Here is a 22,898-nt window from a genome sequence, read left to right on the forward strand (position 1 = left end):
GTGCTGAGGTGCAGATCGTGCAGGGCTTTAAACCCGATGTCGACGCCTTCAAAGCGCAAGGCTATGAGGTCGTGACCGAAGCAGACGGTCAATTCGATCTCGCCATCGTCGCGGTGCCGCGGGCCAAGGCCGAAGCGCGTGCCTTGATTGCCGATGCTGCCCTGCGCGCGGATCAGGTCATCGTTGACGGGCAAAAGACCGATGGCATCGACAGCATTTGGAAAGACATCAAGAAAAGGGTCGAGACCCAGGTCGTCTCGAAGGCGCATGGCAAGGCGATCCGGTTTTCGGGTGGCGCGTCGGGTGGCGATTTCTCGGACTGGGCCAATCCCGGCCCGCTTCATTTGATCGAGGGCTTTACCACCCGTCTAGGCGTCTTCTCCGTTGACCGCATTGACAAGGCGTCCGAGGCGCTGGCCGAGGCTTTGCCCGCGAAACTTCCCCCCCGCATCGCCGATCTCGGTGCGGGCTGGGGCTATCTGTCCCGCGCGATTCTGGCGCGCGAAGGCGTGAAAGAGCTGCATCTCGTGGAGGCCGAAGCCGCCGCCATCGCCTCCGCCAAAGACAATATCACGGATGACCGCGCGCAGTTTCATTGGGAAGACGCCACCAAATTCAAACCGCCGCATCTCTTGGACGCGGTGATCATGAACCCGCCGTTTCACACCACGCGGGCGGCGGACCCGGCGCTGGGTCAGGCCTTTATCGCGGCGGCGGCCGGCATGCTCACGCCGCAGGGCCAGCTTTGGCTGGTCGCCAACCGGCAACTGCCCTATGAGGCGACACTTGCCTCTCTCTTCGGCACGGTCGATGAGATTGCCGTCACCGGCGGTTTCAAATTGCTTCACGCTGCGAAACCCCTTCGCAGAGCGGCCACAAAACCCTAAGGTCGCTGTTAACGGAAACAGGGAGTCTCTGATGAGCTTTTCGATTGAGGGCAAGGTGGCCATCATTACAGGTGCCGCCAATGGTGTCGGTCTGTCCGTCGCGCGGCATTTTCTGGAACAGGGCGCCTATGTGATGTGCGCCGATATGGATGAGGCCAGCCTGATCGCCGAATATGGCGAAGAGGCGGAGGCCGAAGAGACCAAAATGGCCTATTTCGCCGGGGATTTGCGCCAAAAACTGACCATCGCCAATCTGCTTTCTGCGACGATTGATGCCTTCGACGGGGTCGACATCCTCGTGAATGCCTCGCGTCAGGTGTTGATGAGCGATCCTCTCTCGGTCGAGGAGGACAATGTTTCCGATCTTCTGGAGCAGAACCTGATGACTTCGCTGCGTCTGACGCAACAGGTGGCGAAATGGATGATCAAGAACTCTGAGAAATCCGATGACGACGAAGGCTTGGTCGGCTCGATCGTCAACCTGTCGTCGATTGCGGCGCGGCGGTGTCAGCCGGAGCTTTTGGCCTTTTCCATCTCATCTGCGGCGGTCGATCAGATGACCCGTGCCATGGCCGTGTCTCTCGCGCCGCATCGCATCCGGGTGAATGCGGTGGCCTTCGGGTCGGTGATGAGTTCGAGCCTCAAGGACAGATTGGCCGAAAACCCGGATTTTCGGGGCGAGATTGTGTCAAAGACACCCCTCGGCCGCGTCGCCCCCGCCTCGGAAGTGGCGGAGACGGTGCAATATCTGACGTCGGATTGTTCCGGGTTTATGACCGGGCAAATCCTGACGGTCGACGGTGGCCGGACCCTGGTGGATCCGGTGCTTGCGCCCACGCACTGAGCCTTACTCAGGATATTGAATTTTGCAGGAGTCGACGGCGGCCTGCGCCTGAACCGAAAGCTGCGCCTCTTTCTTTTTGAGAGCGGCGAGTTTTGCGGCCTCGGCATCGAGGTCGATGGATTTTGGCACGCGTCGGGTTTGGATGTCGGGCTCACGGCAATAGATCGCCTTACCCTCATCCGTGGTGCCACAGCGGCGAATGTCGTAGTCGACATATTGTTTTTCGACCAAGGCATAGCCGCGTGACAGATTGCCCTCGGCTTCGGCGATAAAACCTTGCACCTGACGCAAATCTTTGGTCGCGCGCGAGATGCACATCTGTTGTTCGGAACAGGCCGCGAGAAGCGGCACAATGGCGAGGGGAATGAGCCAACGCATAACGAGTCTCCTTTTGACATTCTACGCCACCATAGCGCCTTTCCGCCGCAGGGGAAGGGAACTTGCCGCCGCCACAGGATTGCTGTTACCTCTGGCATGCTGCGCAGAAAGAGAAGGACCACGCCGGATGAGCCACGAGATGACGACCGAAAAAGAACGCGCGAGCGCGTGGTTTCGCAACCTGCGCGATCAGATTGTCTCGGCTTTTGAAGCCCTCGAAGACACGCAGTTGAGCGGTCCTTTCGCCGGGCATCATGCGGGCCGGTTCGAGGTGACCGAGACCGAGCGCGAGTCGGAAGACGGCTCGGACGCGGGCGGCGGATTGATGTCCGTCATGCGTGGCGGGCGCGTGTTTGAGAAGGTCGGCGTCAATGTCTCCACCGTTTACGGTACTCTGGGAGAACGTGCCCAAATGGCGATGGCCGCGCGCAAAGGTTTGCCGGGGATGAAGGACGATCCGCGGTTTTGGGCGGCGGGCATTTCTTTGGTCGCGCATATGCAGAACCCGCATACGCCCGCTGTGCACATGAACACCCGGATGTTCTGGACCCCGCATGGCTGGTGGTTCGGGGGTGGGTCGGATTTGAACCCCTGCATCGAATATTCTGAGGACACGGCGGCGTTTCATGCGGTGCAAAAAGACCACTGCGACGCGCATGATCCCGACTATTACCCGCGCTTCAAAGCCTGGGCGGACGAGTATTTCTACATCCCGCACCGGGGCCGCGCGCGGGGTGTCGGCGGCATTTTCTACGACGATCTCAACACAGGAGATTGGGAAAAGGATTTCGCCTTTACCCAAGACGTCGGCCGCGCCTTCCTTCCGGCTTTTCTCGGTGTGACAGAAAAACGCCGCGACATGCCGTGGTCGGAGATGGACAAAGATCGCCAACTCGTCCACCGGGGCCTCTATGCCGAATACAATCTTGTCTATGACCGGGGCACGAAATTCGGGCTCGAGACCGGGCACAACCCGGATGCGGTCCTGATGTCCCTGCCGCCGATGGCGAAATGGGTGTGATCTGAATGTTCGGCGAGGGGCTCTGGGCTTTTCTTCTGACCTCTGTGGCGATTGAAGCGACGCCGGGGCCGAACATGGCCTATCTCATCGTGCTGGCCGCGATCGAGGGGCGCCGCGCGGGCTACGCCGCAGTCGCCGGTGTGGCACTTGGGTTGTTGATCGTCGGGGTCTTGGCGGCGATGGGAGTGGCGGCTTTGATCTCTGCTTCGCCCCTGGCGTTTCAGGTGCTCAGATGGGCTGGCGTCGCCTATCTTTTGTGGCTGGCTTATGACGCCTGGCGTCCGGAAAAGGCGGAGCCCAACGCCTTTGCGGGCAAAAACGCCCGCTATTTCCGGCGCGGGTTGATCGTCAACCTGCTGAACCCGAAGGCGGCGGTGTTTTACGTGGCGATGCTGCCGCAATTCGTCTCGCCGGGTGGGCCGATCCTGACACAGACCATAACGTTGTCGGTGATCTATGTGGCGGTGGCGACGCTTGTGCATCTGAGTCTGGTGACGCTCGCCGATCTGGCGCATGGCACTTTGACCGATCCGAAACGCCGCCAAATCGTGAGACGCGCGATGGCGCTCGCTCTGGTCGCCATCGCCCTGTGGTTCGCGATCAAAACCGCCTGATCAGACGGTCTCTCTCAACGTCTCAATCATCAGGCTGACGTTGTCCGGGTCCGCATCCGGCGTGATGCCATGGCCGAGGTTGAAAATATGCGGGCCTTTCGAGAAGGCCTCGCGCACATGGCGCACCTCGTCGATCAGGGCCTGACCGCCTGTCACCATATGCGAGGACGCCAGATTGCCCTGCACGCAGCCGTCCACCTGCACATGTTCGGCGCCCCATTCGGGCGTCACGGAATTGTCCAACGCAACGCAATCGACGCCGGTTTTCTTGTGGAAGCCGATGTAGCCGTCGCCCGCCTCGCGCGGGAAACCGATCACCGGGATGTCGCCATGGCGGCGCTTCAATTCGCGGGTGATGATCCGCGCTGGCTCGACTGCGTATTTCTCGAAGGCATCGCCTTTGAGGCTTCCCGCCCAGCTGTCGAAGATTTTCACCACTTCGGCACCCGCACGGATTTGCATGTCGAGATATTCGATGGTCGAAACGGTCAACAGGTCGATGACTTTCTCGAACAAGGCATTGTTGCCTTCGCGGAGCGCATGCGCAGGTCCCTGATCCGGCGTGCCACGGCCCGCGATCATATAGGTCGCGACGGTCCAGGGCGCACCCGCAAAGCCGATGAGCGTCGTTTCTTTTGGCAGCTCGGTCGAGAGGATTTTCAAGGTCTCATAGATCGGCGACAGCTTGTCGTGGATGTCGTCCTTGCCCTTGAGCTTGGCGAAATCCGCATCTTCGGTGATGGTCGAGAGGCGCGGGCCTTCGCCGGTGACGAACCAGAGATCGGCACCCAAAGCCTGCGGCAGCAAGAGGATGTCGGCAAAGAGGATCGCGGCGTCAAAGCCAAAGCGCCGGATCGGCTGCAAAGTCACCTCGGCGGCCAGATCGGAGTTGTAGCACAGCGACAGGAAGTCCCCGGCCTCGGCCCGCGTCGCGCGATATTCCGGCAGATACCGCCCGGCCTGACGCATCATCCAGATCGGCGGAACCTTTTGCGTTTCGCCTTTCAGAGCTTTCAGGATCGTCTTGTCGGTCATCTGGGCCTCCCATTCATGCTGCCCCGCACTGGTCCCTGCCTTGCGCGGATTTGTCAAGCGCACAAGGCACTTTCCCCGCTTGTCACTTCTCTTGTTGTCAGGCCGATCTGCCGCAGGTAAGCCTTGGCCATGACATTGACGCTTCCGACCCCCGCTCAACCGCTTAAAATCGGCACCCGTGGCTCCCCGCTTGCGCTGGCGCAGGCCTATGAGACGCGCGCGCTGTTGATGCAGGCTTTCGATCTGCCCGAAGCGGCGTTTGAGATTGTCGCGATCTCCACGCGGGGCGACCGGGTACAGGACCGCGCGCTGCGCGAGCTGGGCGGCAAGGGCTTGTTCTCGAAAGAGATCGAAGACCGGCTGTTGAACGGCGAGGTCGATATTGCGGTGCATTCGACGAAAGACATGTCGGTGGAACAGCCCGCGGGGCTGGTGCTCGGCACGTTTTTGGAGCGCGAAAACCCCTTTGACGCCTTCATCACGCTGGATGGCAAGGCGCTTGCCGATCTGCCGCAGGGCGCGACCGTTGGGTCGTCGTCCCTGCGCCGCAAAGCGCAGCTCTTGAACAAACGCCCCGATCTCAAGGTCGTCGAATTCCGCGGCTCGGTTCAGACCCGGTTGACCAAACTCGAAGAGGGCGTGGCCGACGCCACCTTCCTCGCCATGGCTGGGCTCAACCGTCTGGGCTATGACGACGTGCCGCGTCAGGCAGTCACCGCCGAAGAGATGCTCCCCGCCGTGGCGCAGGGCGCGATTTCCATCGAACACCGCGAGGCTGACAGCCACATCGCCGAGATGCTCGACGCGCTGCACCATGTGCCGACGGGGCAGGCGATGGCCTGTGAACGCGCGTTTCTGGCGAAACTCGACGGCTCCTGCCAAACCCCGATCGCGGGTCTGGCGCAGATCGACGGCGGCACCCTGCGTCTGCGTGGAGAGATTTTGCGCACGGATGGCTCGGAGAGCCTGATGGATGAAATCTCCGGCCCTGTCGAAGATGGCGCGGCGATGGGCGTCGAACTGGCGACGAAGCTCTTGGAACGTGCGGGCGCCGGGTTCTTTGACTGGAAATAACGCTTAAGCCCTTTCGCCCGGAACCAAGCCGCAGGCGCCGGGCGAGCGCCTGCCCGTTCCGGCGGTCTGGCGCTTTGCGACTTGAGTACAGAGTTCAAGCCTCTTTCGGATGACGCTTGCATAAAGTGCTTCAGATATATGCCGGAGCGCCAGCCCACGGTCAGGCGCGCGCCTTGTAAGCGATAGTCCTGATCGGCCTTTCTCAGGGCAGCGTTTTACCCGGATTCAAAATCCCCTTCGGATCGAAGGCCGCCTTCACCGCGCGCATCATCTCCAAAGCCACCAGGTCCTTGCGCCGCCGCATCGACGGCAGTTTCGACAGCCCGATGCCATGTTCGGCAGAAAAACTGCCGCGCATGTCTTTGACGATGTCCTCCACTGCTTCCATCAACGGATCGGCCAGATCATCCGTGCTCGGATAGACCGTGTAATGAATGTTGCCATCGCCCAGATGGGCCACGACACAGGTGCCGAAACCGGGATCGAGCGTGCGCAGCGTGGTCTCGGCGCGGCTCAGGAAGGTTTCGATCTGATCCAGAGGCACACAAAGATCGTTGATCACCACGGGCTTGATCGCCACCGAAATCTCCGCTGCCGCCTCGCGAATTTCCCACATCACACGGCGTTGCGCCTCGCTCTGTGCCAGTGCCGCATCAAGCACCAGCCCCTCTTCGAACATCTCGCCCAGCGTCTCTTCGAGATGCGCGGCGAGCGGCAGCTGGCCGGTCTCATCGGCCGTGCAGTCGCGCGCCATGGTCGAGGCGATTTCGAGGAAAATCGTGTGATCCTGATCATGGCCCAAAGGCGGGGTCAGGTCGGCGCGGAAGCGTTTCAAATTCTCCATATAGTCGCGCGGCATATACTCAAACGCCTCGACCATGCCGCCGGTGCGGGTTTGTAGCGCATTGAGCAGATCGAGCGCAGCAGACAAGTCCGGCACGGTGACCATGGCGGAGGCATAGGCCAAGGGCAGGGGCGCGAGTTTCACCACGGCGGCAGTGATCACGCCCAGCGTGCCTTCGGAGCCAATGATCAGATCGCGCAGGTCGTAGCCCGAATTGTCCTTGTGCAGCTCGCTCATGAGATCGAGCACACGGCCATCGGCCAAAACGACCTCAATACCAAGGCAGAGGTCGCGGGTGTTGCCGTAGCGCAGCACATTGGAGCCGCCCGCGTTGGTGGCCAGAGTGCCGCCGATCCGCGCGGAACCCTTGGCGCCGAAGGTCATTGGATAGGTCAGGCCATGCTCGGCGGTGGCCTCGTGCAGGTTTTGCAGGATCACCCCGGCCTCAACCACAGCGAGGCGCGCCTCGGGACGGATTTCGCGAATGGTTTGCATCCGGTCGAGAGAGAGGACCAAGGCACCCTCCGCTGCGGTGGCCCCCGTCAGTCCGGTGTTGCCGCCCATCGGCACAACGGGTGTGCCGGTCTCATGGCAAAGGGCCAGAATGGCGGAGACCTCTTCGGTCCGGGCGGGGCGCACCACGGCCAGCGGGGTGGTTTCATATTTTCCGACCCAATCGCGACCATAGGGCAGGGCATCCTCGCCCGTGAGCACATGCGGCGTGATGGATTGAAGGCGGGAAAGAATGTCCATGGTCGGTCTCCGGTTGCTCTGCCGGGTGTCTTTTATATCTGCGGGGAAGGCAAGGGGCGGACAGCAAAAGACCCGCCATAAGCGGGTCTTTGGTAGGGGCGTGAAGGGGGGGCTTAGACCGCCGAGGAATGCTGTGCCTGTGTCATGTCATAGGCATCGAAATGCCGGGCGATCATGCGGGTCAGAGGCCGCGCCTCTTCGCGAATGACGATGCGCTCCGGCGAAATGTCGAGCATCTCGGGGAAGGCCTCTTGCACGCTGGTCGCAAAGGCGTTGAACTGTTCGGCGGAGAGGCCGAAATTCTGTGCGAGCTCTGCGGCTTCGACGCGGAAGTCGCACATCAAGGCCTCGATGATGCGCCCGCGCAGGTGATCCTCTTCGGTGAACACATGACCTTTCGCGATGGGCAGTTTTCCGGCGCGCACCTCGGCCTGATATTTCGAGGTCGAGGGCTGGTTCTGCGCATAGCCATGCGGGTATTTTGCAATCGACGAGGCGCCGACGCCCACCATGGTCGGGCATTTGTCGTCGGTGTAGCCTTGGAAATTGCGGCGCAGCTTGCCGGTGCGCAGTGCCACCTCAAGCCCGTCGCCTTTCTTCGCGAAATGGTCGATGCCGATCTCGGCGTAATCGTCCCAGACAAAAAGATCGCGGGCGATGTTGAACAGATCAAGCCGCTCTTCGGGGGTCGGCAGCGCGTCGGTCGGGATCATGTTCTGCCGCCGGGCCATCCACGGTACATGGGCATAACCGAAAAGCGCCACGCGGTCGGGCGAGAGCGACAGAAGTTTCTGCACGCTTTCGGAGATTTTCTCGGGGGTCTGACCGGGCAGACCGTAGAGAATATCGGCGTTCAAAGACCGGATGCCGCGTGCGCGGAGCCCATCCACGGCGGCTTTCGTCGTCTCATAGGACTGGATGCGGCCGATGGTTTCCTGAATTTGCGGATCGAAATCCTGCACGCCGATGGAGGCGCGGTTCATCCCCGCCTCGGCCAGCGCATCGAGACGCGCGTCGTCGATCTCGTTCGGGTCGACCTCGACGGAGAACTCATAATCCTGCGCGAAAGGGGCCACATCGCGGATCGCGGCGGAAAGGTCCGCGATCATCTCGGCTTCGAGCAAAGTCGGCGTGCCGCCGCCCCAATGCAGGTGACCGATCTCGATGCCCTCGGGAAGCTGGGCCTTGATCAGCGCCAATTCCGCCTTGAGCGTTTCGACATAGGTGGCCACGGGCCCCGCCGTGCTCGTGCCCTGCGTGCGGCAGGCGCAGAACCAGCAGAGGCGCCGACAGAAGGGGACATGCACGTAGAGCGAGATTGGCTGTGCAGAATCTAGGGTATTAAGCCAGCCTTGCACATCCTCCGCAGAGGTTGTGTTGCCAAAATGCGGCGCTGTCGGATAGCTCGTGTACCGTGGCACACGGGCATCGAAGAGGCCGAGCTTGCGGAGTTGCGTGTGTTTGTTCATAGGGATACGCTCTAGTGAATCATAGGTCTGGCGCATTGACCCAGATCAAGAATTGCGAGCGCACCGATGAGCGACATGACATTTGACCACAAGGAATGCGGTTCCTGCCCGATCCGCCACCGCGCCGTATGTGCGCGATGCGAAGCGGATGAGCTCGAAGAACTCGATGCGATCAAATATTATCGCTCCTATGAGGCAGGCCAGCCGATTGTCTGGTCCGGGGACCGTATGGATTTCGTGGCCTCCGTCGTGACCGGCGTGGCGTCCTTGAGCCAGGCGATGGAAGACGGGCGGACCCAGATGGTGGGGCTTTTGCTGCCGTCGGATTTCCTTGGACGTCCGGGGCGCGATGCGGCGCCTTATGATGTGGTCGCGGTGTCCAATCTGACGCTGTGCTGTTTTCGGCGCAAACCCTTTGAGCAGATGATGCTGCGCACGCCGCATGTCAGCCAGCGCCTGTTGGAAATGACGCTCGATGAATTGGACGCGGCGCGGGAATGGATGTTGATTCTCGGGCGCAAGACGGCACGGGAAAAGATTGCTTCTCTGCTGGCCATCATCGCCCGGCGCGAAGCGTCTCTTGAGCTGACCACCGCCGGAGACGGCATGGATTTCGAACTGCCGCTGACGCGGGAGGCGATGGCGGATTATCTCGGGCTGACGCTGGAAACCGTGTCGCGGCAAATCTCTGCGTTGAAACGCGATGGGGTGATCACGCTTGAGGGTAAACGCAAGGTGGTGATTCCCGATTTCGATCGGCTTCAGATCGAAACCGGCGATGACACCGATGGCGGTTTGATGATCTGAAACGGGTCGACAAGACAGCATAAAAAAACGCGCCCTGAGGCGCGTTTTTCTTTTTAGGTCAATGAGATGTCAGTGCGACATCAGCACCGGAAGCTCGGCAAGCTCGAGCATATGTCGGGTTGCGCCACCCAAGATGGATTCGCGGAACCGCGAGTGGCCGTAGGCGCCCATCACCAGCATGTCGGCGTCCTTGTCGGTCAATTGCCGCATCAACACGTCGGAGACGCGGGGCATGGTTTTGGCCAGAACGGAAACTTCGGCACGCACGCCATGACGCACGAGCATCTGGCACAGGGTGCCACCCGGATCGGAGCGGTCGGGCCCGTGTTGCGGCGGGTCGATGATGGTGATGTCCACCAGATCGGCCTTTTGCAGGATCGGCAGAGCGGAGCGCACGGCGCCCAGAGCCTCGGCGCTTTCGTTCCAGGCCACGACCACGCGGTCGATGTTCTCCGGGACGTTCACGCCATCGGGGACGACGAGCACAGGCACATGGCCGGAGAAGAGCGCGGCTTCGAGAATCTCTTCGTGTTCATGGCCGCGACCGGCGCCATAGGGGCGGGGCAGGACGACCACATCGGAGAAGCGCAGGAAATGCGCGAGCTGCGGCGTGAGGCCAGCCATTTGGGCCGTCACCGGATTGGAGACCCAAGGGATTTCCTCGGCCTTGAGGTAAGCGTTGACCTCTTCCTCGATTTTTTTGCTGTCGGCCTGCGCCTGTTGCAGGTTGTCCTGCAGCGCCATGGCGTTGGTGCCAGCGTAATAAAAGCCCGGCTGTGTCCGGTCGAGGCCGAGGCAGATCACGTCGAGGTGCCCCTCTTCGCGTCGGGCCAGAGCCACCGCTGCGTCAAGCGCATGACGGTCGGCGTCCATATTGCAGATGATGGTTGTGATGGTCTTGAAGGGCATGTCCGCCTCCATTCGCGTATCTATCGTTTCTGAACAGATCATGAGTCCATTCAGAGAGTATCGCATTGATTGAGATCAACAAAAATACCCCTCTTTACGGTTTGTGCACGCGAAGGTTGCATTTTGTCTTTGTGAAATCGCCGAGAAGGGGCAGAATTGTCCTGCGAACAGGACTGCGGACAGACCTGCGACGGATCATCGCGGTTCAAAAGAGAGAGACTGGGAATTTAACGCAGAAAAATCCTAAATGTGAGTGTTTTGACTCAGATCAAGGCTGGTCACAGAGATGTGAGACAAACCGCTCACTGTCGGCACCCGTGGGTCGAATGCGGGACGACTATGCCCAGAGAACAGGGCGAATGAACGAAGGGACGCAACATGTGGAACTATATCAAGCTGGCAGTGCTGGGGATCGCCGTGATTCTCTTCGGCCTTGCCGCCAACTACGGGCGTGATTTTGCATATCAAGTGCATGCGCTCATCTTTATGGCCGCTGCAGCCATCACCTTTATCTACACCCTGCGCACGACGGGTGACGTCAAACCGGCTCCGACCGGCTATCTTGACGGCGTTGTGCGCGCCGGTGTCATCGCCACCGCCGGCTGGGGCGTTGTGGGCTTCCTCGCGGGGACGTTCATTGCCTTCCAGCTTGCTTTCCCGCAGTTGAACTTCGAGTTCCTGCAAGGATACGGCAACTTTGGGCGTCTGCGCCCGCTGCACACTTCTGCGGTGATTTTCGCCTTTGGCGGCAACGCCTTGATCGCGTCTTCTTTCTACGTGGTGCAGCGCACCTCGGCGGCGCGTCTTTGGGGCGGCGGCCTCGGCTGGTTCGTGTTCTGGGGCTATAACCTTTTCATCGTCCTGGCCGCGACCGGCTATCTGATGGGGGTGACCCAGTCGAAAGAATACGCTGAGCCGGAATGGTACATCGACCTCTGGCTGACCATCGTCTGGGTGGCTTATCTGCTGGCCTTCATGGGCACGATCTTCAAGCGCAAAGAAAAGCACATCTACGTCGCCAACTGGTTCTACCTGTCCTTCATCATCACCATCGCGATGCTGCATATCGTCAACAACCTAGCGATCCCGATCTCCTTCCTGGGCTCGCGCTCGGTCATGGTGATGTCCGGCGTTCAGGACGCGATGACACAGTGGTGGTATGGCCACAACGCTGTGGGCTTCTTCCTGACCGCAGGCTTCCTGGGCATGATGTACTACTTCGTGCCGAAGCAAGCCGAACGTCCGGTGTTCTCCTATAAACTGTCGATCATCCACTTCTGGGCGCTGATCTTCCTCTACATCTGGGCCGGTCCGCACCACCTGCACTACACCGCGCTGCCCGACTGGGCGTCGACGCTGGGCATGGTGTTCTCCGTGATCCTCTGGATGCCGTCCTGGGGTGGGATGATCAACGGTCTGATGACGCTGTCCGGCGCATGGGACAAACTGCGCACCGATCCGGTCATCCGTATGATGGTGATTTCCATCGGCTTCTACGGCATGTCGACCTTTGAAGGTCCGATGATGTCGATCCGGGCTGTGAACTCGCTGTCTCACTACACCGACTGGACCATCGGTCACGTGCACTCCGGTGCTCTGGGCTGGAACGGGATGATCACCTTTGGTGCTCTGTACTTCCTCGTGCCGCGTTTGTGGAACCGTGAGCGTCTCTATTCGCTCGGTCTGGTGTCCTGGCACTTCTGGCTCGCCACCATCGGCATCGTGCTCTACGCCGCGTCGATGTGGGTGACCGGTATCATGGAAGGCCTGATGTGGCGCGAAGTCGACAGCCAAGGCTTCCTCGTGAACGCTTTCGCCGACACCGTGTCCGCCAAACATCCGATGTATGTGGTGCGTGCTTTGGGCGGGGTGCTCTACCTCACCGGCTCGATCATCATGTGCTACAACCTCGTCATGACCGTGCGTCGCAGCCCCGTGAAAGCGGTGGAAGCTGCTGCCGTGCCGGCCGAATAAGGGAGGGTTTCGAATATGGCTCTCATTGATAAGCATAAGATCATCGAAACCAACGGAACGCTTCTCATGGTTGGCGCCCTTTTGGTCGTCACCGTGGGCGGGATCGTCGAGATCGCTCCGCTGTTCTACCTGGAAAACACCATCGAGGATGTAGAGGGTGTACGCCCCTACTCGCCCTTGGAGCTCACCGGTCGGGAAATCTATGTGCGTGAAGGCTGCTATGTCTGTCACTCGCAGATGATCCGCCCGATGCGCGACGAGGTGGAACGTTACGGTCACTACTCGCTGGCGGCGGAATCGAAATACGATCACCCGTTCCAGTGGGGGTCCAAGCGGACCGGACCCGATCTGGCCCGTGTGGGCGGTCGTTATTCGGACGCCTGGCATGTGGATCACCTCACCGACCCGCAATCCGTGGTCCCGGAATCGGTGATGCCCAAATATGGCTTCCTCGCGGATCGCTACATCGATGGCGAATACATCGAGGATCTGTTGTCTGCGCATCGCATCGTGGGTGTGCCTTACACCGATGAGATGATCGAGGTCGCGAAAGAAGACTTTGCAGCTCAGGCTGACCCGTGGGCCGACACCGATGGCCTTCTGGAACGCTACCCCGGCGCTGTCGTGTCCAACTTCGACGGTCAAGACGGTATCACGGAAATGGACGCCCTCATCGCCTATATGCAGATGCTCGGTACTCTGGTCGATTTCTCGACCTTTACGCCCGACGCCTCCCGCTAAGGAGTTGATGAGATGGATTATCACATCCTTCGCGAATTTGCCGACAGCTGGGTGCTTTTGGCCATGTTCCTGTTCTTTGTGGGCGTTGTGATCTGGGCGTTTCGCCCGGGCTCCCGCAAGGAACATCGTGACACGGCCGACATCATCTTCCGGCATGAAGACAAACCCGCCGAAAAGGAGGCGAGGACATGAGCAATAAGAAAGACGTGGAAACCACGGGCCATTCGTGGGACGGGATCGAAGAACTGAACAACCCGCTTCCCCGTTGGTGGCTTTACACCTTCTATCTCTGCATCATCTGGGGCATCGCCTACACCATCGCCATGCCCGCATGGCCGCTGGTCAAAGGCGCCACCACCGGGATGCTCGGCTGGTCGACCCGCGCCGAAGTGGCCGACAAGATCGCCTCTTTCGAGGAGATGAACGCAGCCGTGAACGCCGAACTGGCCGCCGCCGACATCACCGCGATCGAGGTGGGATCGGACGTGCACAACTATGGTGTGAACATGGGCGCTGCCGTGTTCCGGGCCAACTGTTCGCAGTGTCACGGCTCGGGGGCGGCTGGCAACAAAGGTTACCCGAACCTGTTGGACAACGACTGGCTTTGGGGCGGCACCATCGACGAGGTGGCATATACCGTGCAGCACGGTGTGCGCAACGAAACCGATGAGGCCCGCTACTCCGAGATGCCGAAATTCGGCGCCGACGAGTTGCTGACCGATGAGGAAATCGATCAGGCCGTGGCCTTCGCCATGTCCCTGTCCGATCCCGAAGGCGACGGCACCAACCTCGTGGGGGGCACCTATGATCTCGAACTCGCGGCCGCGGGTGCGGAAGTGTTCGAAATCAACTGTGCTTCTTGTCACGGCGAAGACGGCACGGGTGACATCTACCAAGGTGCTCCGAACCTGACCGACGCCATCTGGCTCTACGGTGGCGATCACGACACGGTTTACGAGACGGTCTACTACGCCCGTTTCGGCGTGATGCCGGCCTGGGGCCAGCGTCTGTCGCAAGCCGAAGTGAATGCAGCCGCGCTCTACGTCCACCAGTTGGGCGGCGGCCAATAACACTCGAATCCGGGCGGCAACGCTCGGGTTGCGGCACCGGCCCTTGATCCTGTTCGCGCGTTTCTTCGGGGTCGGTGTCCACAAATTTTGAAAGCCGCGGCACCTCAGCGCCGCGGCTTTTTCTATTGATTTTTTCTTCGCGTCGGGAGGTGTGAGGCAGCATGTCGCAGGAAAAAGGCGTGTTTTTGATGCATCTTTGCTCGAGGGTCACAAAAGTTTGATTCACATCAAAGCTCTGTAAACCCTCGCCCGCAATAAGGTGAAAACGCGAACAGTGTGAAAAGGCAATGCTCCATGAGCTCTACCGACACCCCCCCCGAAGAAAAACTTTACGCCTCCCGCGAGCCGGTTTTCCCGCGTCGTGTGAAGGGCAAGTTTCGGAACCTCAAATGGATCATCATGGCAATCACGCTGGGGATTTATTACCTCTCGCCGTGGATTCGGTGGAATCGGGGGCCTGAGCTGCCGGATCAGGCGATCCTGATCGATCTGGCGCATCGTCGTTTCTTCTTTTTCTGGATCGAGATCTGGCCGCATGAATTCTATTTCATCGCGGGTCTGTTGATCATGGCGGGGCTTGGCCTTTTCCTGTTCACCTCCGCCGCCGGTCGGGTGTGGTGTGGCTATGCTTGCCCGCAAACCGTCTGGACGGACCTTTTCATTCTGGTCGAACGCTGGATCGAAGGCGACCGCAATGCGCGTCTGCGTCTGCATCGTCAAAAGAAATGGGATTTCCGCAAAGTCCGCCTGCGGGTCGTCAAATATATAACCTGGATTCTCATCGGTCTGGCGACCGGCGGGGCCTGGGTGTTCTATTTCACCGATGCGCCGACGCTTTTGGTCGATCTGGTGACCGGGCACGCCCATCCCGTGGCCTATCTGACCATGGCGATCCTGACCGCGACCACCGTGTTCTTTGGCGCCATTGCCCGTGAACAAATCTGTATCTACGCCTGTCCTTGGCCGCGTATTCAGGCCGCGATGATGGATGAAGACACGCTGGTCGTTGGCTACCGTCACTGGCGGGGTGAACCGCGCGGCAAACACCGCAAGGGCGCAGGCGCGGAGAACCTCGGCGATTGTATCGACTGTATGGCCTGTGTGAACGTCTGCCCGATGGGCATCGATATTCGCGACGGGCAACAGCTTGAGTGCATCACTTGCGCGCTTTGCATCGACGCCTGCGACGAGATGATGGAGAAGATCGGCAAGCCGCGTGGCCTGATCGACTATATGGCGCTGACCGACGAGCCGCGTGAGATTTCTGGCCAAGAGCCGAAGCCTGTGTGGAAACACATCTTCCGCCCACGCACCATTCTTTACACGGTGCTTTGGTCCGGCGTTGGCTTTGCTTTGCTGTTCGCGCTGTTCATCCGCGCCGACATCGACATGACCGTGGCGCCGGTGCGCAACCCGACCTATGTGATGCAATCCGATGGTGCGATCCGCAACATTTACGATCTGCGTCTGCGCAACAAGCATGGCGAAACCCGCGAGTTCCGTGTTAGTGTCACAGGCAACGATACTCTGACGGTGACGTTGCAGGATTCCGACACGGATGCGGGCGACACGATCCCGGTGAATGCCGATGAAATGCGGATTGTGCGCGCCTATGTCGAAGCCCCCGCAGGGTCTGAACCGGCGATGTCCGACCGCACAGAGTTCACCTTCTGGGTTGAAGACGACGTGTCCAACGAACGCGTTTCCGTCGACTCGGTGTTCAATGGGCGAGGGCAATAAACATGGCACGCGAAATCACTGGAAAAGAGATTACCGGCAAACACGTCCTCATCATCACGGTGTCGGCCTTTGCCATCATCATCGGTGTCAACATCTTCATGGCCGTTCAGGCCGTGAAGACCTTCCCGGGCTTGGAAACCGCCAACTCCTACGGCGTCTCCCAGACCTTCAACCGCGACAAAGAGGCTCAGGAAGCCTTGGGTTGGACGGTCGAGGCGGTGGACGATCAGGAAAACCTTTTTGTCTATATTCGCGATGCGGAAGGCAACCCCGTCGAGGTCGCCGAGATCAGCGGCACTCTGGGCCGCGCGACCACCGTGGTGGACGACCAAGACCCCGAGTTCGTGTTCAATGGCGAGGCTTACGTGGCCGAAACCGGCAAGCTGGCTGAGGGCAACTGGAACTATCGCATGGTCGCCAAGGCCGTAGATGGCACGCATTTCACCCAGCGCATCGTCATTCATGTGAAGCGCTGAACGCGGGAGACCAAGCATGTCTGAGGTCCAAATCTCGGCCTGTCCGGCCTGTGTCGCCGCCCCCGCGGCCGAAGAGGCGGCGCATGCGCGTGATGTGCGCGACACTCGGTTTGTCCTGTCCCTGCCTGCGATCTATTGCGCGGCCTGTATTTCGGGCGTCGAACGGGAGCTGACGAAACAGCCCGGCGTGCGCGCAGCAAGGGTCAACCTGACCCTGAAACGCGCGCAGATCGAGGCCGACGAGGACGTCTCTGTCGACACGCTGATCGGCGCGCTGACACGTGCGGGATACGAGGCCTACGAGTTGGACGCGGGCGCAATCTCCGCGACCGAGACCGACAAGAAAGGCCGCGCCATCCTGACCCGCATCGCGGTGTCGGGGTTCGCGATGATGAACGTGATGCTCCTGTCCATCGCGGTCTGGTCCGGCGCCTCAGATGTCACCCGCGATATGTTCCACTGGATCTCCGCCGCCATCGCCTTGCCCGCGATCGCCTATGCCGCGCAGCCGTTTTTCGGCTCCGCCTGGACCGCGCTCAAGGCCAAGCGCCTCAATATGGATGTGCCGATCTCGCTCGCCATTCTCCTGGCGGGCGGCATGTCTCTGTTCGAGACCATGGAATCCGGGCGGCACGCCTATTTCGATGCGGCTTTGTCGCTGACCTTCTTCCTGCTGGCCGGGCGCTATCTTGATTACCGCACCCGCTCTGTGGCGCGCTCCGCCGCCGAAGAACTTGCCGCCCTCGAAGTGCCCCGCGCCACCCTGGCCGACGGCACGGTTGTGTCGATCACCGATCTGGCAAAGGGCGCGTTGGTCCGCGTCGTGCCCGGCGCGCGGGTGCCGGTGGATGGCATCGTCGTCGAAGGCGCCTCCGAGTTGGATCGCTCTTTGCTCACGGGCGAAAGCCTTCCGGTTGAGGCGGGTGTGGATACCATCGTCTCGGCAGGCGAGGTCAACCTGACCGGCCCGCTGGTGGTGAAGGTCACCGCCGCGGGCGAAGACAGCTCGCTGCACCGCATGGCCGATCTCGTCGCCATGGCGGAAACCTCGCGCAACAAATACACCTCTCTGGCCGACCGCGCGGCGCAGATTTACGCGCCTGCCGTGCATCTTTTGGCGCTTTTTGCCTTTGTCGGCTGGATGATCGGCACGGGCGATGTGCGGCATTCGTTGAACATCGCCGTTGCGGTTTTGATCATCACCTGTCCCTGTGCCTTGGGGCTTGCTGTGCCCGCCGTGACCACCGCCGCCTCGGGACGGCTGTTCCGCTCCGGTATGTTGATCAAATCCGCCACCGCGCTCGAGCGTCTGGCCGAGGTTGACACGGTGGTCTTTGACAAGACCGGCACCTTGACCGAGGGCAAGCCGGAGCTGTCGAACCTCCGCGAGATCCCGCCGCATGCGCGTGGCGTAGCGATGGCCTTGGCCGCGGGTTCCGCGCATCCTTTGTCCGCAGCACTTTATGACGCCACACGTGCCGCCGATGTGATCCCGGCCAATGTGACGAACATCCGCGAGGTGCCGGGGCAGGGTGTCGAGGGCGAATTGAACGGCGAACCTGTGCGTTTGGGCCGCGCCACTTGGCTCGGCGCAGAGGCCCTGTCGCAAACCGCGACTTATCTCAAGATTGGCGAGGAAACCCCCGTCGCTTTCGCCTTTGTCGATCACCTGCGCGACGGCGCCGCCGAGGCGGTTGCCGCGCTGAAACGTCAGGGCAAGGATGTGGTCCTGCTCTCCGGCGATGCGCCCGCCGCCGTGGCCGACATCGCTCAGCGGATCGGCATCGAAGCCTGGGATGCGGAATGCCTGCCGGAAACCAAAGCCCTGCGCGTCGGCGAATTGACCCGCTCGGGGCGCAAGGTTTTGATGGTCGGCGATGGCCTCAACGACACCGCAGCACTTGCCGCCGCCCATGTGTCGATCTCGCCGGCCTCTGCTTTGGAGGCGACGCGCGTCGTCTCCGACATGGTGCTCTTGGGCAAAACGCTGGCCCCTCTGGGCGAGGCCACGCAGGTCGCCGTTTCCGCCACCAAGCGGATCAAGGAAAACTTCAACATCGCGACGCTTTACAACCTGATCGCTGTGCCGATTGCCCTGGCGGGGTTCGCCACGCCTTTGGCCGCCGCCTTGGCCATGTCGTTCAGCTCGATCACCGTGTCGCTCAACGCTTTGCGCCTCAGAGGAAAACCATGAACGTACTCGTCTATCTCATCCCGATCTCGATCTTTCTCGGCGGGCTTGGGCTTGCGGGGTTCTTCTGGTCGATCCGCTCGCGGCAATATGACGACCCGGACGGGGATGCGAACCGCATCCTCACCGGCGATTATGACGATCACCCAAAGCCCTGAACGACCTCACTCGCGCGCCAGATCGGCGAGTTCGGCAACCTTCGGCCCCATCGCCTCGACAATGACCGAGACGCCGGTTGCATTCGGGTGAATGCCATCGGGCTGCATATGGGTGTCGAGCATCTGTTCCCAAGGTGCCAAATCGGTGAGCGGTTTCAGGAAACCTTCGAAATAGAGTGTGCCGAACTCTTCGGCCAGTTCCGGATAGATCGCATCGAATTGTGCTTTGTATTCGGCACCATAGTTGCCCGGGGCCTGCATGCCGACCAGCAGAACGGGAATGTCCTTCGCCTCTGCCGCCTCCAGAATGCCGGTCAAATTGGCGCGCGACAGCTCCGGTGACAGACCGCGCAACAGATCATTGCCGCCAAGCGCCACGATCATCCCGTCGATATCCGGCGTCAGCGTCCAATCGACTCGGCTCAGCCCGCCCGCCGTTGTGTCGCCGGACACACCCGCATTGACGATGGTCGTCTCGGCCTCATGCGCGTCGAGCCAGCGTTGCAGCTGTGCAGTGAACCCGTCCTGTTGGATAAGCCCGTAGCCTTGCGTCAGGCTATCGCCCAACGCGACAAGACGCACAGGCTCAGCGGTGGCCATCGCGGGCAGGCTCATCAAGACAATCTTGACCAAGATGAGAGAGAGACGGTTGCCGAGGCGGCGGGCCGCCCCATATGTGACAAAGATCAATAAGATACCTCCTCAAGGACCCATCATGACAGAGCCGATCATCGCCACCCAAGACATCCAGCTGTCTCTGGATGGCAATGCGGGGCCAGTCGACATTTTGCGCGGCATTTCGCTGGAGGTCAAACGCGGCGAGACGCTTGGGCTTGTTGGGCCGTCTGGGTCGGGCAAGTCGTCGCTCCTCATGGTTTTGGGTGGGCTGGAACAGGCCAGCGGCGGTCGGGTGTCGGTGCTCGGGCGCGACCTGAGTGCTATGAACGAAGATCAACTGGCGCAGTTTCGCAGGGATCATATGGGGGTGGTGTTCCAGTCTTTCCACCTCATTCCGACCATGACGGCCTTGGAAAATGTGGCGATCCCGTTGGAACTTGCAGGTGTCACGGATGCGTTCGAGCGCGCGCGGGCGGAATTAGAGGCCGTGGGGCTTGGTGCGCGCGCAGATCATTACCCGGCGCAAATGTCGGGCGGCGAACAGCAACGTGTCGCCTTGGCGCGGGCCTCTGCGCCGCGTCCGGAATTGCTTTTGGCGGATGAGCCGACTGGCAATCTCGACGGCACGACAGGCGAGGCGATCATGGAGCTGTTGATGGGCTTGCGGGATCGTCATGGCGCGACCTTGGTGATGGTGACGCATTCCCCGGAACTCGCGGCGCGCTGTGACCGTGTTGTGCGGTTGCGCGACGGTCGGATTGATGCGGAGCCACAGGCGTGAGCACGCGGCTGGCATGGACCATCGCCCGGCGCGAATTGCGCGCGGGCGTCAAGGGCTTTCGGGTTCTGATCCTCAGCCTTCTGTTGGGTGTCGCGGCGATTGCGGCGGTGACCTCTGTGCGCGACGGGATTTCCAAAGGCCTCGCCCGCGAGGGTGCCGCACTTTTGGGCGGCGATGCGGAGATGGAATTCACCTATCGTTTTGCCAGCGAGGACGAACGTGCCTGGATGGATGACCATTCTCTGGCGCTTTCCGAAATTGCCGATTTCCGCTCGATGCTGGGCGCGGGGGAGGAACGCGCGCTGACGCAGGTGAAAGCCGTCGATGGCGCCTATCCCCTGATTGGCACGGTCGGGCTTTCGCCGGATATCCCGCTGTCTGACGCACTGGCCGGTCAGGACGGTGTGCCCGGCATTGTGCTGGATCGCATGTTGTTCGAACGGCTGGGCCTTGAAATCGGTGACCGTGTGACCTTGGCCGATGTGCCCTTTGTCGTCATGGCCGAGTTGACCCGCGAACCGGATGGCGCGGGTGCGGGGTTCTCGCTTGGGCCGCGCAGCATCACCTCTCTGAGCGCCTTGCAAGGCTCCGGCCTTTTGGCGCCCGGCACTCTGTTCGAAAGCGCTTATCGGCTGAACCTGCCGGCCAATACCGATCTCGATGCGCTCAAAACCCGTGCCGAGGCCGAGGTCGCTTCCGGCGGTTTTCGCTGGCGCGATTCCCGCAACGGTGCCCCCGGCGTGAACCGGTTCGTGGATCGGCTCGGCTCCTTTCTGGTGCTCGTCGGTCTGGCGGGGTTGGCGGTCGGCGGCGTCGGTGTCTCTGCCGCTGTGCGCGCCTATCTGGATCGCAAAATCTCGGTCATCGCCACGTTGAAAACCCTTGGCGCCGAGCGGCGCACCATCTTTCTCGCCTATGCGTTTCAGATCGGCACATTGTCGGGGTTTGCCATTCTGGGCGGGCTCATTATTGGGGCCCTGCTGCCGCTGCTCGCCTTCCCGATCATCCGCACGCTTCTGCCGGTGCCGGTCGAGGCGACGCCGCATCTCATGCCCCTCGTTGAGGCTGCGCTTTACGGTCTTTTCGCCAGCGCGATTTTCGTGCTTTGGCCCCTCGCGCGGGCCGAGCGCATTCGTCCGGCGGCCCTCTATCGCGATGCGTTTTTCGGTCTGAAGGGCTGGCCGCGTTGGCCTTATCTTGTGGCGATTGTCCTGCTGATTGCCTCACTCGTGGGTGTGGCCGTCAGTTTTTCCGACAGCAAAAGCCTTGTGCTCTGGGCCTTCGCCGGGCTGGCCGTCGCCTTCGTGTTTCTCGTGTTGGCCGGCCGTGCCCTAAACGCGATTGCGCGTCGCCTGTCGCGTTGGCGGCGCGCGCCTCTGCCCTTGCGTTTGGCGCTTGGGTCCATCGGCGGGCCGGGGGGCGAAGCGGTCTCTGTCGTGCTGTCCCTCGGGCTCGGTCTCACGGTGCTCTCCGCCATCGGCCAGATCGACGCCAATATGCGCGGGGCCATTGCGCAGGAGCTTCCGGAACGCGCACCCTCCTATTATGTCGTTGATATTCAACCGGATCAGATCGACGGTCTCACCGCGCGGGTCACGGGTGATCCCGGCGTCAGCCGGTTCGAAAGTGCGCCGATGCTCAGAGGTCTGATCACCCAGATCAACGGTCGCGATGCTCAAGAGGTCGCGGGGCCTCATTGGGTGCTGCGCGGAGATCGGGGCATCACTTACGCAGAGTCGCCGCCAGACAACACCGAGGTGACCGAAGGCACATGGTGGAACCCAGAAGACAGCACGCCGCAGATCAGTTTCGCCGCCGAAGAAGCCGCAGAAATGGGTTTGAAACTCGGCGATGAGATGACAGTCAACATCCTCGGGCGCGACATCACCGGGACGATCACCTCGTTTCGCAATGTGGATTTTTCCGGCGCAGGCATGGGCTTTGTCTTGACCATGAACCCCGCCGCCCTCGCAGGCGCCCCGCACACCTGGATCGCGACGATCTATGCCGAAGAAGAGGCCGAGGCGCCGCTGATCCGCGATCTCGCGCGCGCCTATCCGAACATCACCACGATCCGCGTCCGTGATGCCATTGACCGTGTGGTCTCCGTGCTGCAAAGCATCGCAAGTGCCACAACTTTGGGTGCGATTGCGACGCTGGTGACCGGTGCCGTGGTTTTGATCGGCACGGCGGCGGCGGGCGAGGAACGTCGGCGCTATGAGGCGGCGGTGTTGAAAACCTTGGGCGCGCGGCGGGCGCGGATTCTGACAAGTTTTGCGTTGCGCGCGTTGATCCTTGGGTTGGGCGCGGGGCTGGTGGCTTTGATCTCTGGCGCGACGGCGGCTTGGGCAGTGCTTCATTTCGTGATGGAGGCCGATTTCACCCTGTCGCTCGGGGCCGCGCTTTGGATCATTATGGGCGGTATTTTTGTGACGTCTTTGACATCGCTCTTGTTCTCATGGCGCGCCATGCGGGTGCGCCCCGCACGTGTGTTGCGGAGCGCAGAGAGTTAAA

Annotated in this window: 22 protein-coding genes; 16 read left to right on the plus strand and 6 right to left on the minus strand. The window is 61.1% G+C overall.

What is annotated here, in order from left to right:
* Positions 1-8 precede the first annotated feature (8 nt).
* Together LC094_RS20455 and LC094_RS20460 are read left to right on the plus strand one after the other, a co-directional pair.
* Complete coding sequence (locus LC094_RS20455; protein WP_319003313.1) at positions 9-887, plus strand: methyltransferase; 879 nt, start codon at positions 9-11, stop codon at positions 885-887.
* Between the two features lie 31 nt (positions 888-918).
* Positions 919-1,731, plus strand: a complete 813-nt coding sequence (locus LC094_RS20460; RefSeq protein ID WP_226554637.1) for an SDR family NAD(P)-dependent oxidoreductase — start codon at positions 919-921, stop codon at positions 1,729-1,731.
* 3 nt (positions 1,732-1,734) lie between these two features.
* Here the strand turns inward: LC094_RS20460 and LC094_RS20465 are convergent, their stop codons facing one another.
* Complete coding sequence (locus tag LC094_RS20465; RefSeq protein ID WP_226554639.1) at positions 1,735-2,109, minus strand: hypothetical protein; 375 nt, start codon at positions 2,107-2,109, stop codon at positions 1,735-1,737.
* A 127-nt stretch (positions 2,110-2,236) separates the two neighbouring features.
* Between LC094_RS20465 and hemF the strand changes: the two genes are divergently transcribed.
* Together hemF and LC094_RS20475 are read left to right on the plus strand one after the other, a co-directional pair.
* On the plus strand, positions 2,237-3,130 hold the full coding sequence (hemF, locus tag LC094_RS20470; RefSeq protein WP_226554640.1) for an oxygen-dependent coproporphyrinogen oxidase: 894 nt from the start codon (positions 2,237-2,239) through the stop codon (positions 3,128-3,130).
* Positions 3,131-3,135: 5 nt separating this feature from the next.
* Positions 3,136-3,744 carry a LysE family translocator gene (locus LC094_RS20475; RefSeq protein WP_226554641.1) on the plus strand — a complete coding sequence of 203 codons (609 nt, stop codon included), beginning with the start codon at positions 3,136-3,138 and terminating at the stop codon, positions 3,742-3,744.
* On the opposite strand, the gene hemE is transcribed toward LC094_RS20475, so the two are convergent.
* Complete coding sequence (gene hemE, locus LC094_RS20480; RefSeq protein ID WP_226554643.1) at positions 3,745-4,779, minus strand: uroporphyrinogen decarboxylase; 1,035 nt, start codon at positions 4,777-4,779, stop codon at positions 3,745-3,747.
* A 129-nt stretch (positions 4,780-4,908) separates the two neighbouring features.
* Between hemE and hemC the strand changes: the two genes are divergently transcribed.
* Positions 4,909-5,853 carry a hydroxymethylbilane synthase gene (hemC, locus tag LC094_RS20485; protein WP_226554645.1) on the plus strand — a complete coding sequence of 315 codons (945 nt, stop codon included), beginning with the start codon at positions 4,909-4,911 and terminating at the stop codon, positions 5,851-5,853.
* A 202-nt stretch (positions 5,854-6,055) separates the two neighbouring features.
* On the opposite strand, the gene LC094_RS20490 is transcribed toward hemC, so the two are convergent.
* Complete coding sequence (locus LC094_RS20490; protein ID WP_226554647.1) at positions 6,056-7,450, minus strand: FAD-binding oxidoreductase; 1,395 nt, start codon at positions 7,448-7,450, stop codon at positions 6,056-6,058.
* 113 nt (positions 7,451-7,563) lie between these two features.
* The gene (gene hemN, locus LC094_RS20495; RefSeq protein WP_226554649.1) at positions 7,564-8,919 is read right to left on the minus strand and encodes an oxygen-independent coproporphyrinogen III oxidase; all 1,356 of its coding nucleotides are present in this window, start codon (positions 8,917-8,919) and stop codon (positions 7,564-7,566) included.
* Positions 8,920-8,985: 66 nt separating this feature from the next.
* Here hemN and fnrL point away from each other — a divergent pair, with 66 nt between their 5' ends.
* The gene (gene fnrL, locus LC094_RS20500) at positions 8,986-9,726 is read left to right on the plus strand and encodes a transcriptional regulator FnrL (RefSeq protein ID WP_226554651.1); all 741 of its coding nucleotides are present in this window, start codon (positions 8,986-8,988) and stop codon (positions 9,724-9,726) included.
* A 69-nt stretch (positions 9,727-9,795) separates the two neighbouring features.
* Here fnrL and LC094_RS20505 read toward each other — a convergent pair whose 3' ends face one another.
* Entirely contained in the window at positions 9,796-10,635 is an 840-nt protein-coding gene (locus LC094_RS20505) for a universal stress protein (RefSeq protein WP_226554652.1), read from the minus strand.
* A gap of 378 nt (positions 10,636-11,013) precedes the next feature.
* On the opposite strand from LC094_RS20505, the gene ccoN reads away from it, so the two are divergent.
* From ccoN to ccoS, 8 genes are all read left to right on the plus strand, one after another.
* On the plus strand, positions 11,014-12,609 hold the full coding sequence (gene ccoN / locus LC094_RS20510; RefSeq protein WP_226554654.1) for a cytochrome-c oxidase, cbb3-type subunit I: 1,596 nt from the start codon (positions 11,014-11,016) through the stop codon (positions 12,607-12,609).
* Between the two features lie 15 nt (positions 12,610-12,624).
* Positions 12,625-13,350 (plus strand): cytochrome-c oxidase, cbb3-type subunit II, encoded by a 726-nt coding sequence (ccoO, locus tag LC094_RS20515; protein WP_226554655.1) that lies wholly within the window; start codon positions 12,625-12,627, stop codon positions 13,348-13,350.
* Between the two features lie 12 nt (positions 13,351-13,362).
* Positions 13,363-13,542, plus strand: a complete 180-nt coding sequence (locus LC094_RS20520) for a cbb3-type cytochrome oxidase subunit 3 (protein ID WP_226554656.1) — start codon at positions 13,363-13,365, stop codon at positions 13,540-13,542.
* Positions 13,539-14,420, plus strand: a complete 882-nt coding sequence (gene ccoP, locus LC094_RS20525) for a cytochrome-c oxidase, cbb3-type subunit III (RefSeq protein ID WP_226554657.1) — start codon at positions 13,539-13,541, stop codon at positions 14,418-14,420. Before LC094_RS20520 ends, ccoP begins: the two co-directional genes overlap by 4 nt.
* Positions 14,421-14,714: 294 nt before the next feature.
* Positions 14,715-16,160, plus strand: coding sequence for a cytochrome c oxidase accessory protein CcoG (gene ccoG / locus LC094_RS20530; protein WP_226554658.1), 1,446 nt, complete (start codon positions 14,715-14,717; stop codon positions 16,158-16,160).
* A gap of 2 nt (positions 16,161-16,162) precedes the next feature.
* Complete coding sequence (locus LC094_RS20535) at positions 16,163-16,636, plus strand: FixH family protein (protein ID WP_226554659.1); 474 nt, start codon at positions 16,163-16,165, stop codon at positions 16,634-16,636.
* A gap of 16 nt (positions 16,637-16,652) precedes the next feature.
* Positions 16,653-18,830 carry a heavy metal translocating P-type ATPase gene (locus LC094_RS20540; protein ID WP_226554660.1) on the plus strand — a complete coding sequence of 726 codons (2,178 nt, stop codon included), beginning with the start codon at positions 16,653-16,655 and terminating at the stop codon, positions 18,828-18,830.
* Positions 18,827-18,985: a cbb3-type cytochrome oxidase assembly protein CcoS gene (gene ccoS / locus LC094_RS20545; RefSeq protein ID WP_167602613.1), complete on the plus strand. Its 159-nt coding sequence runs from the start codon at positions 18,827-18,829 to the stop codon at positions 18,983-18,985. The genes LC094_RS20540 and ccoS overlap by 4 nt, the downstream gene beginning before the upstream one ends.
* Before the next feature lie 6 nt (positions 18,986-18,991).
* On the opposite strand, the gene LC094_RS20550 is transcribed toward ccoS, so the two are convergent.
* A complete protein-coding gene (locus tag LC094_RS20550; RefSeq protein ID WP_226554719.1) occupies positions 18,992-19,600 on the minus strand; it encodes an arylesterase in 609 nt (202 codons plus the stop codon).
* Positions 19,601-19,700: 100 nt separating this feature from the next.
* Between LC094_RS20550 and LC094_RS20555 the strand changes: the two genes are divergently transcribed.
* Both LC094_RS20555 and LC094_RS20560 read left to right on the plus strand, forming a co-directional pair.
* Positions 19,701-20,384 carry an ABC transporter ATP-binding protein gene (locus LC094_RS20555; protein ID WP_226554661.1) on the plus strand — a complete coding sequence of 228 codons (684 nt, stop codon included), beginning with the start codon at positions 19,701-19,703 and terminating at the stop codon, positions 20,382-20,384.
* Entirely contained in the window at positions 20,381-22,897 is a 2,517-nt protein-coding gene (locus LC094_RS20560) for an ABC transporter permease (RefSeq protein ID WP_226554662.1), read from the plus strand. Before LC094_RS20555 ends, LC094_RS20560 begins: the two co-directional genes overlap by 4 nt.
* Position 22,898: the final 1 nt, after the last annotated feature.

The organism is Celeribacter naphthalenivorans (assembly GCF_020524585.1).
GTDB classification, from domain to species: Bacteria; Pseudomonadota; Alphaproteobacteria; order Rhodobacterales; family Rhodobacteraceae; genus Celeribacter; species Celeribacter naphthalenivorans.

Excerpts from the sequence above, each read along its gene's own strand:
- LC094_RS20520 (WP_226554656.1), top strand. The coding sequence starts at position 13,363 with ATGGATTATCACATCCTTCGCGAATTTGCCGACAGCTGGGTGCTTTTG.
- ccoN (WP_226554654.1), top strand. The coding sequence starts at position 11,014 with ATGTGGAACTATATCAAGCTGGCAGTGCTGGGGATCGCCGTGATTCTC.
- hemF (WP_226554640.1), top strand. The coding sequence starts at position 2,237 with ATGAGCCACGAGATGACGACCGAAAAAGAACGCGCGAGCGCGTGGTTT.
- hemC (WP_226554645.1), top strand. The coding sequence starts at position 4,909 with ATGACATTGACGCTTCCGACCCCCGCTCAACCGCTTAAAATCGGCACC.
- ccoS (WP_167602613.1), top strand. The coding sequence starts at position 18,827 with ATGAACGTACTCGTCTATCTCATCCCGATCTCGATCTTTCTCGGCGGG.
- LC094_RS20465 (WP_226554639.1), bottom strand. The coding sequence starts at position 2,109 with ATGCGTTGGCTCATTCCCCTCGCCATTGTGCCGCTTCTCGCGGCCTGT.
- LC094_RS20475 (WP_226554641.1), top strand. The coding sequence starts at position 3,136 with ATGTTCGGCGAGGGGCTCTGGGCTTTTCTTCTGACCTCTGTGGCGATT.
- LC094_RS20555 (WP_226554661.1), top strand. The coding sequence starts at position 19,701 with ATGACAGAGCCGATCATCGCCACCCAAGACATCCAGCTGTCTCTGGAT.
- LC094_RS20460 (WP_226554637.1), top strand. The coding sequence starts at position 919 with ATGAGCTTTTCGATTGAGGGCAAGGTGGCCATCATTACAGGTGCCGCC.
- fnrL (WP_226554651.1), top strand. The coding sequence starts at position 8,986 with ATGAGCGACATGACATTTGACCACAAGGAATGCGGTTCCTGCCCGATC.
- LC094_RS20535 (WP_226554659.1), top strand. The coding sequence starts at position 16,163 with ATGGCACGCGAAATCACTGGAAAAGAGATTACCGGCAAACACGTCCTC.
- ccoG (WP_226554658.1), top strand. The coding sequence starts at position 14,715 with ATGAGCTCTACCGACACCCCCCCCGAAGAAAAACTTTACGCCTCCCGC.
- LC094_RS20490 (WP_226554647.1), bottom strand. The coding sequence starts at position 7,450 with ATGGACATTCTTTCCCGCCTTCAATCCATCACGCCGCATGTGCTCACG.
- LC094_RS20540 (WP_226554660.1), top strand. The coding sequence starts at position 16,653 with ATGTCTGAGGTCCAAATCTCGGCCTGTCCGGCCTGTGTCGCCGCCCCC.
- LC094_RS20550 (WP_226554719.1), bottom strand. The coding sequence starts at position 19,600 with ATGAGCCTGCCCGCGATGGCCACCGCTGAGCCTGTGCGTCTTGTCGCG.
- ccoP (WP_226554657.1), top strand. The coding sequence starts at position 13,539 with ATGAGCAATAAGAAAGACGTGGAAACCACGGGCCATTCGTGGGACGGG.
- hemE (WP_226554643.1), bottom strand. The coding sequence starts at position 4,779 with ATGACCGACAAGACGATCCTGAAAGCTCTGAAAGGCGAAACGCAAAAG.
- LC094_RS20505 (WP_226554652.1), bottom strand. The coding sequence starts at position 10,635 with ATGCCCTTCAAGACCATCACAACCATCATCTGCAATATGGACGCCGAC.
- hemN (WP_226554649.1), bottom strand. The coding sequence starts at position 8,919 with ATGAACAAACACACGCAACTCCGCAAGCTCGGCCTCTTCGATGCCCGT.
- ccoO (WP_226554655.1), top strand. The coding sequence starts at position 12,625 with ATGGCTCTCATTGATAAGCATAAGATCATCGAAACCAACGGAACGCTT.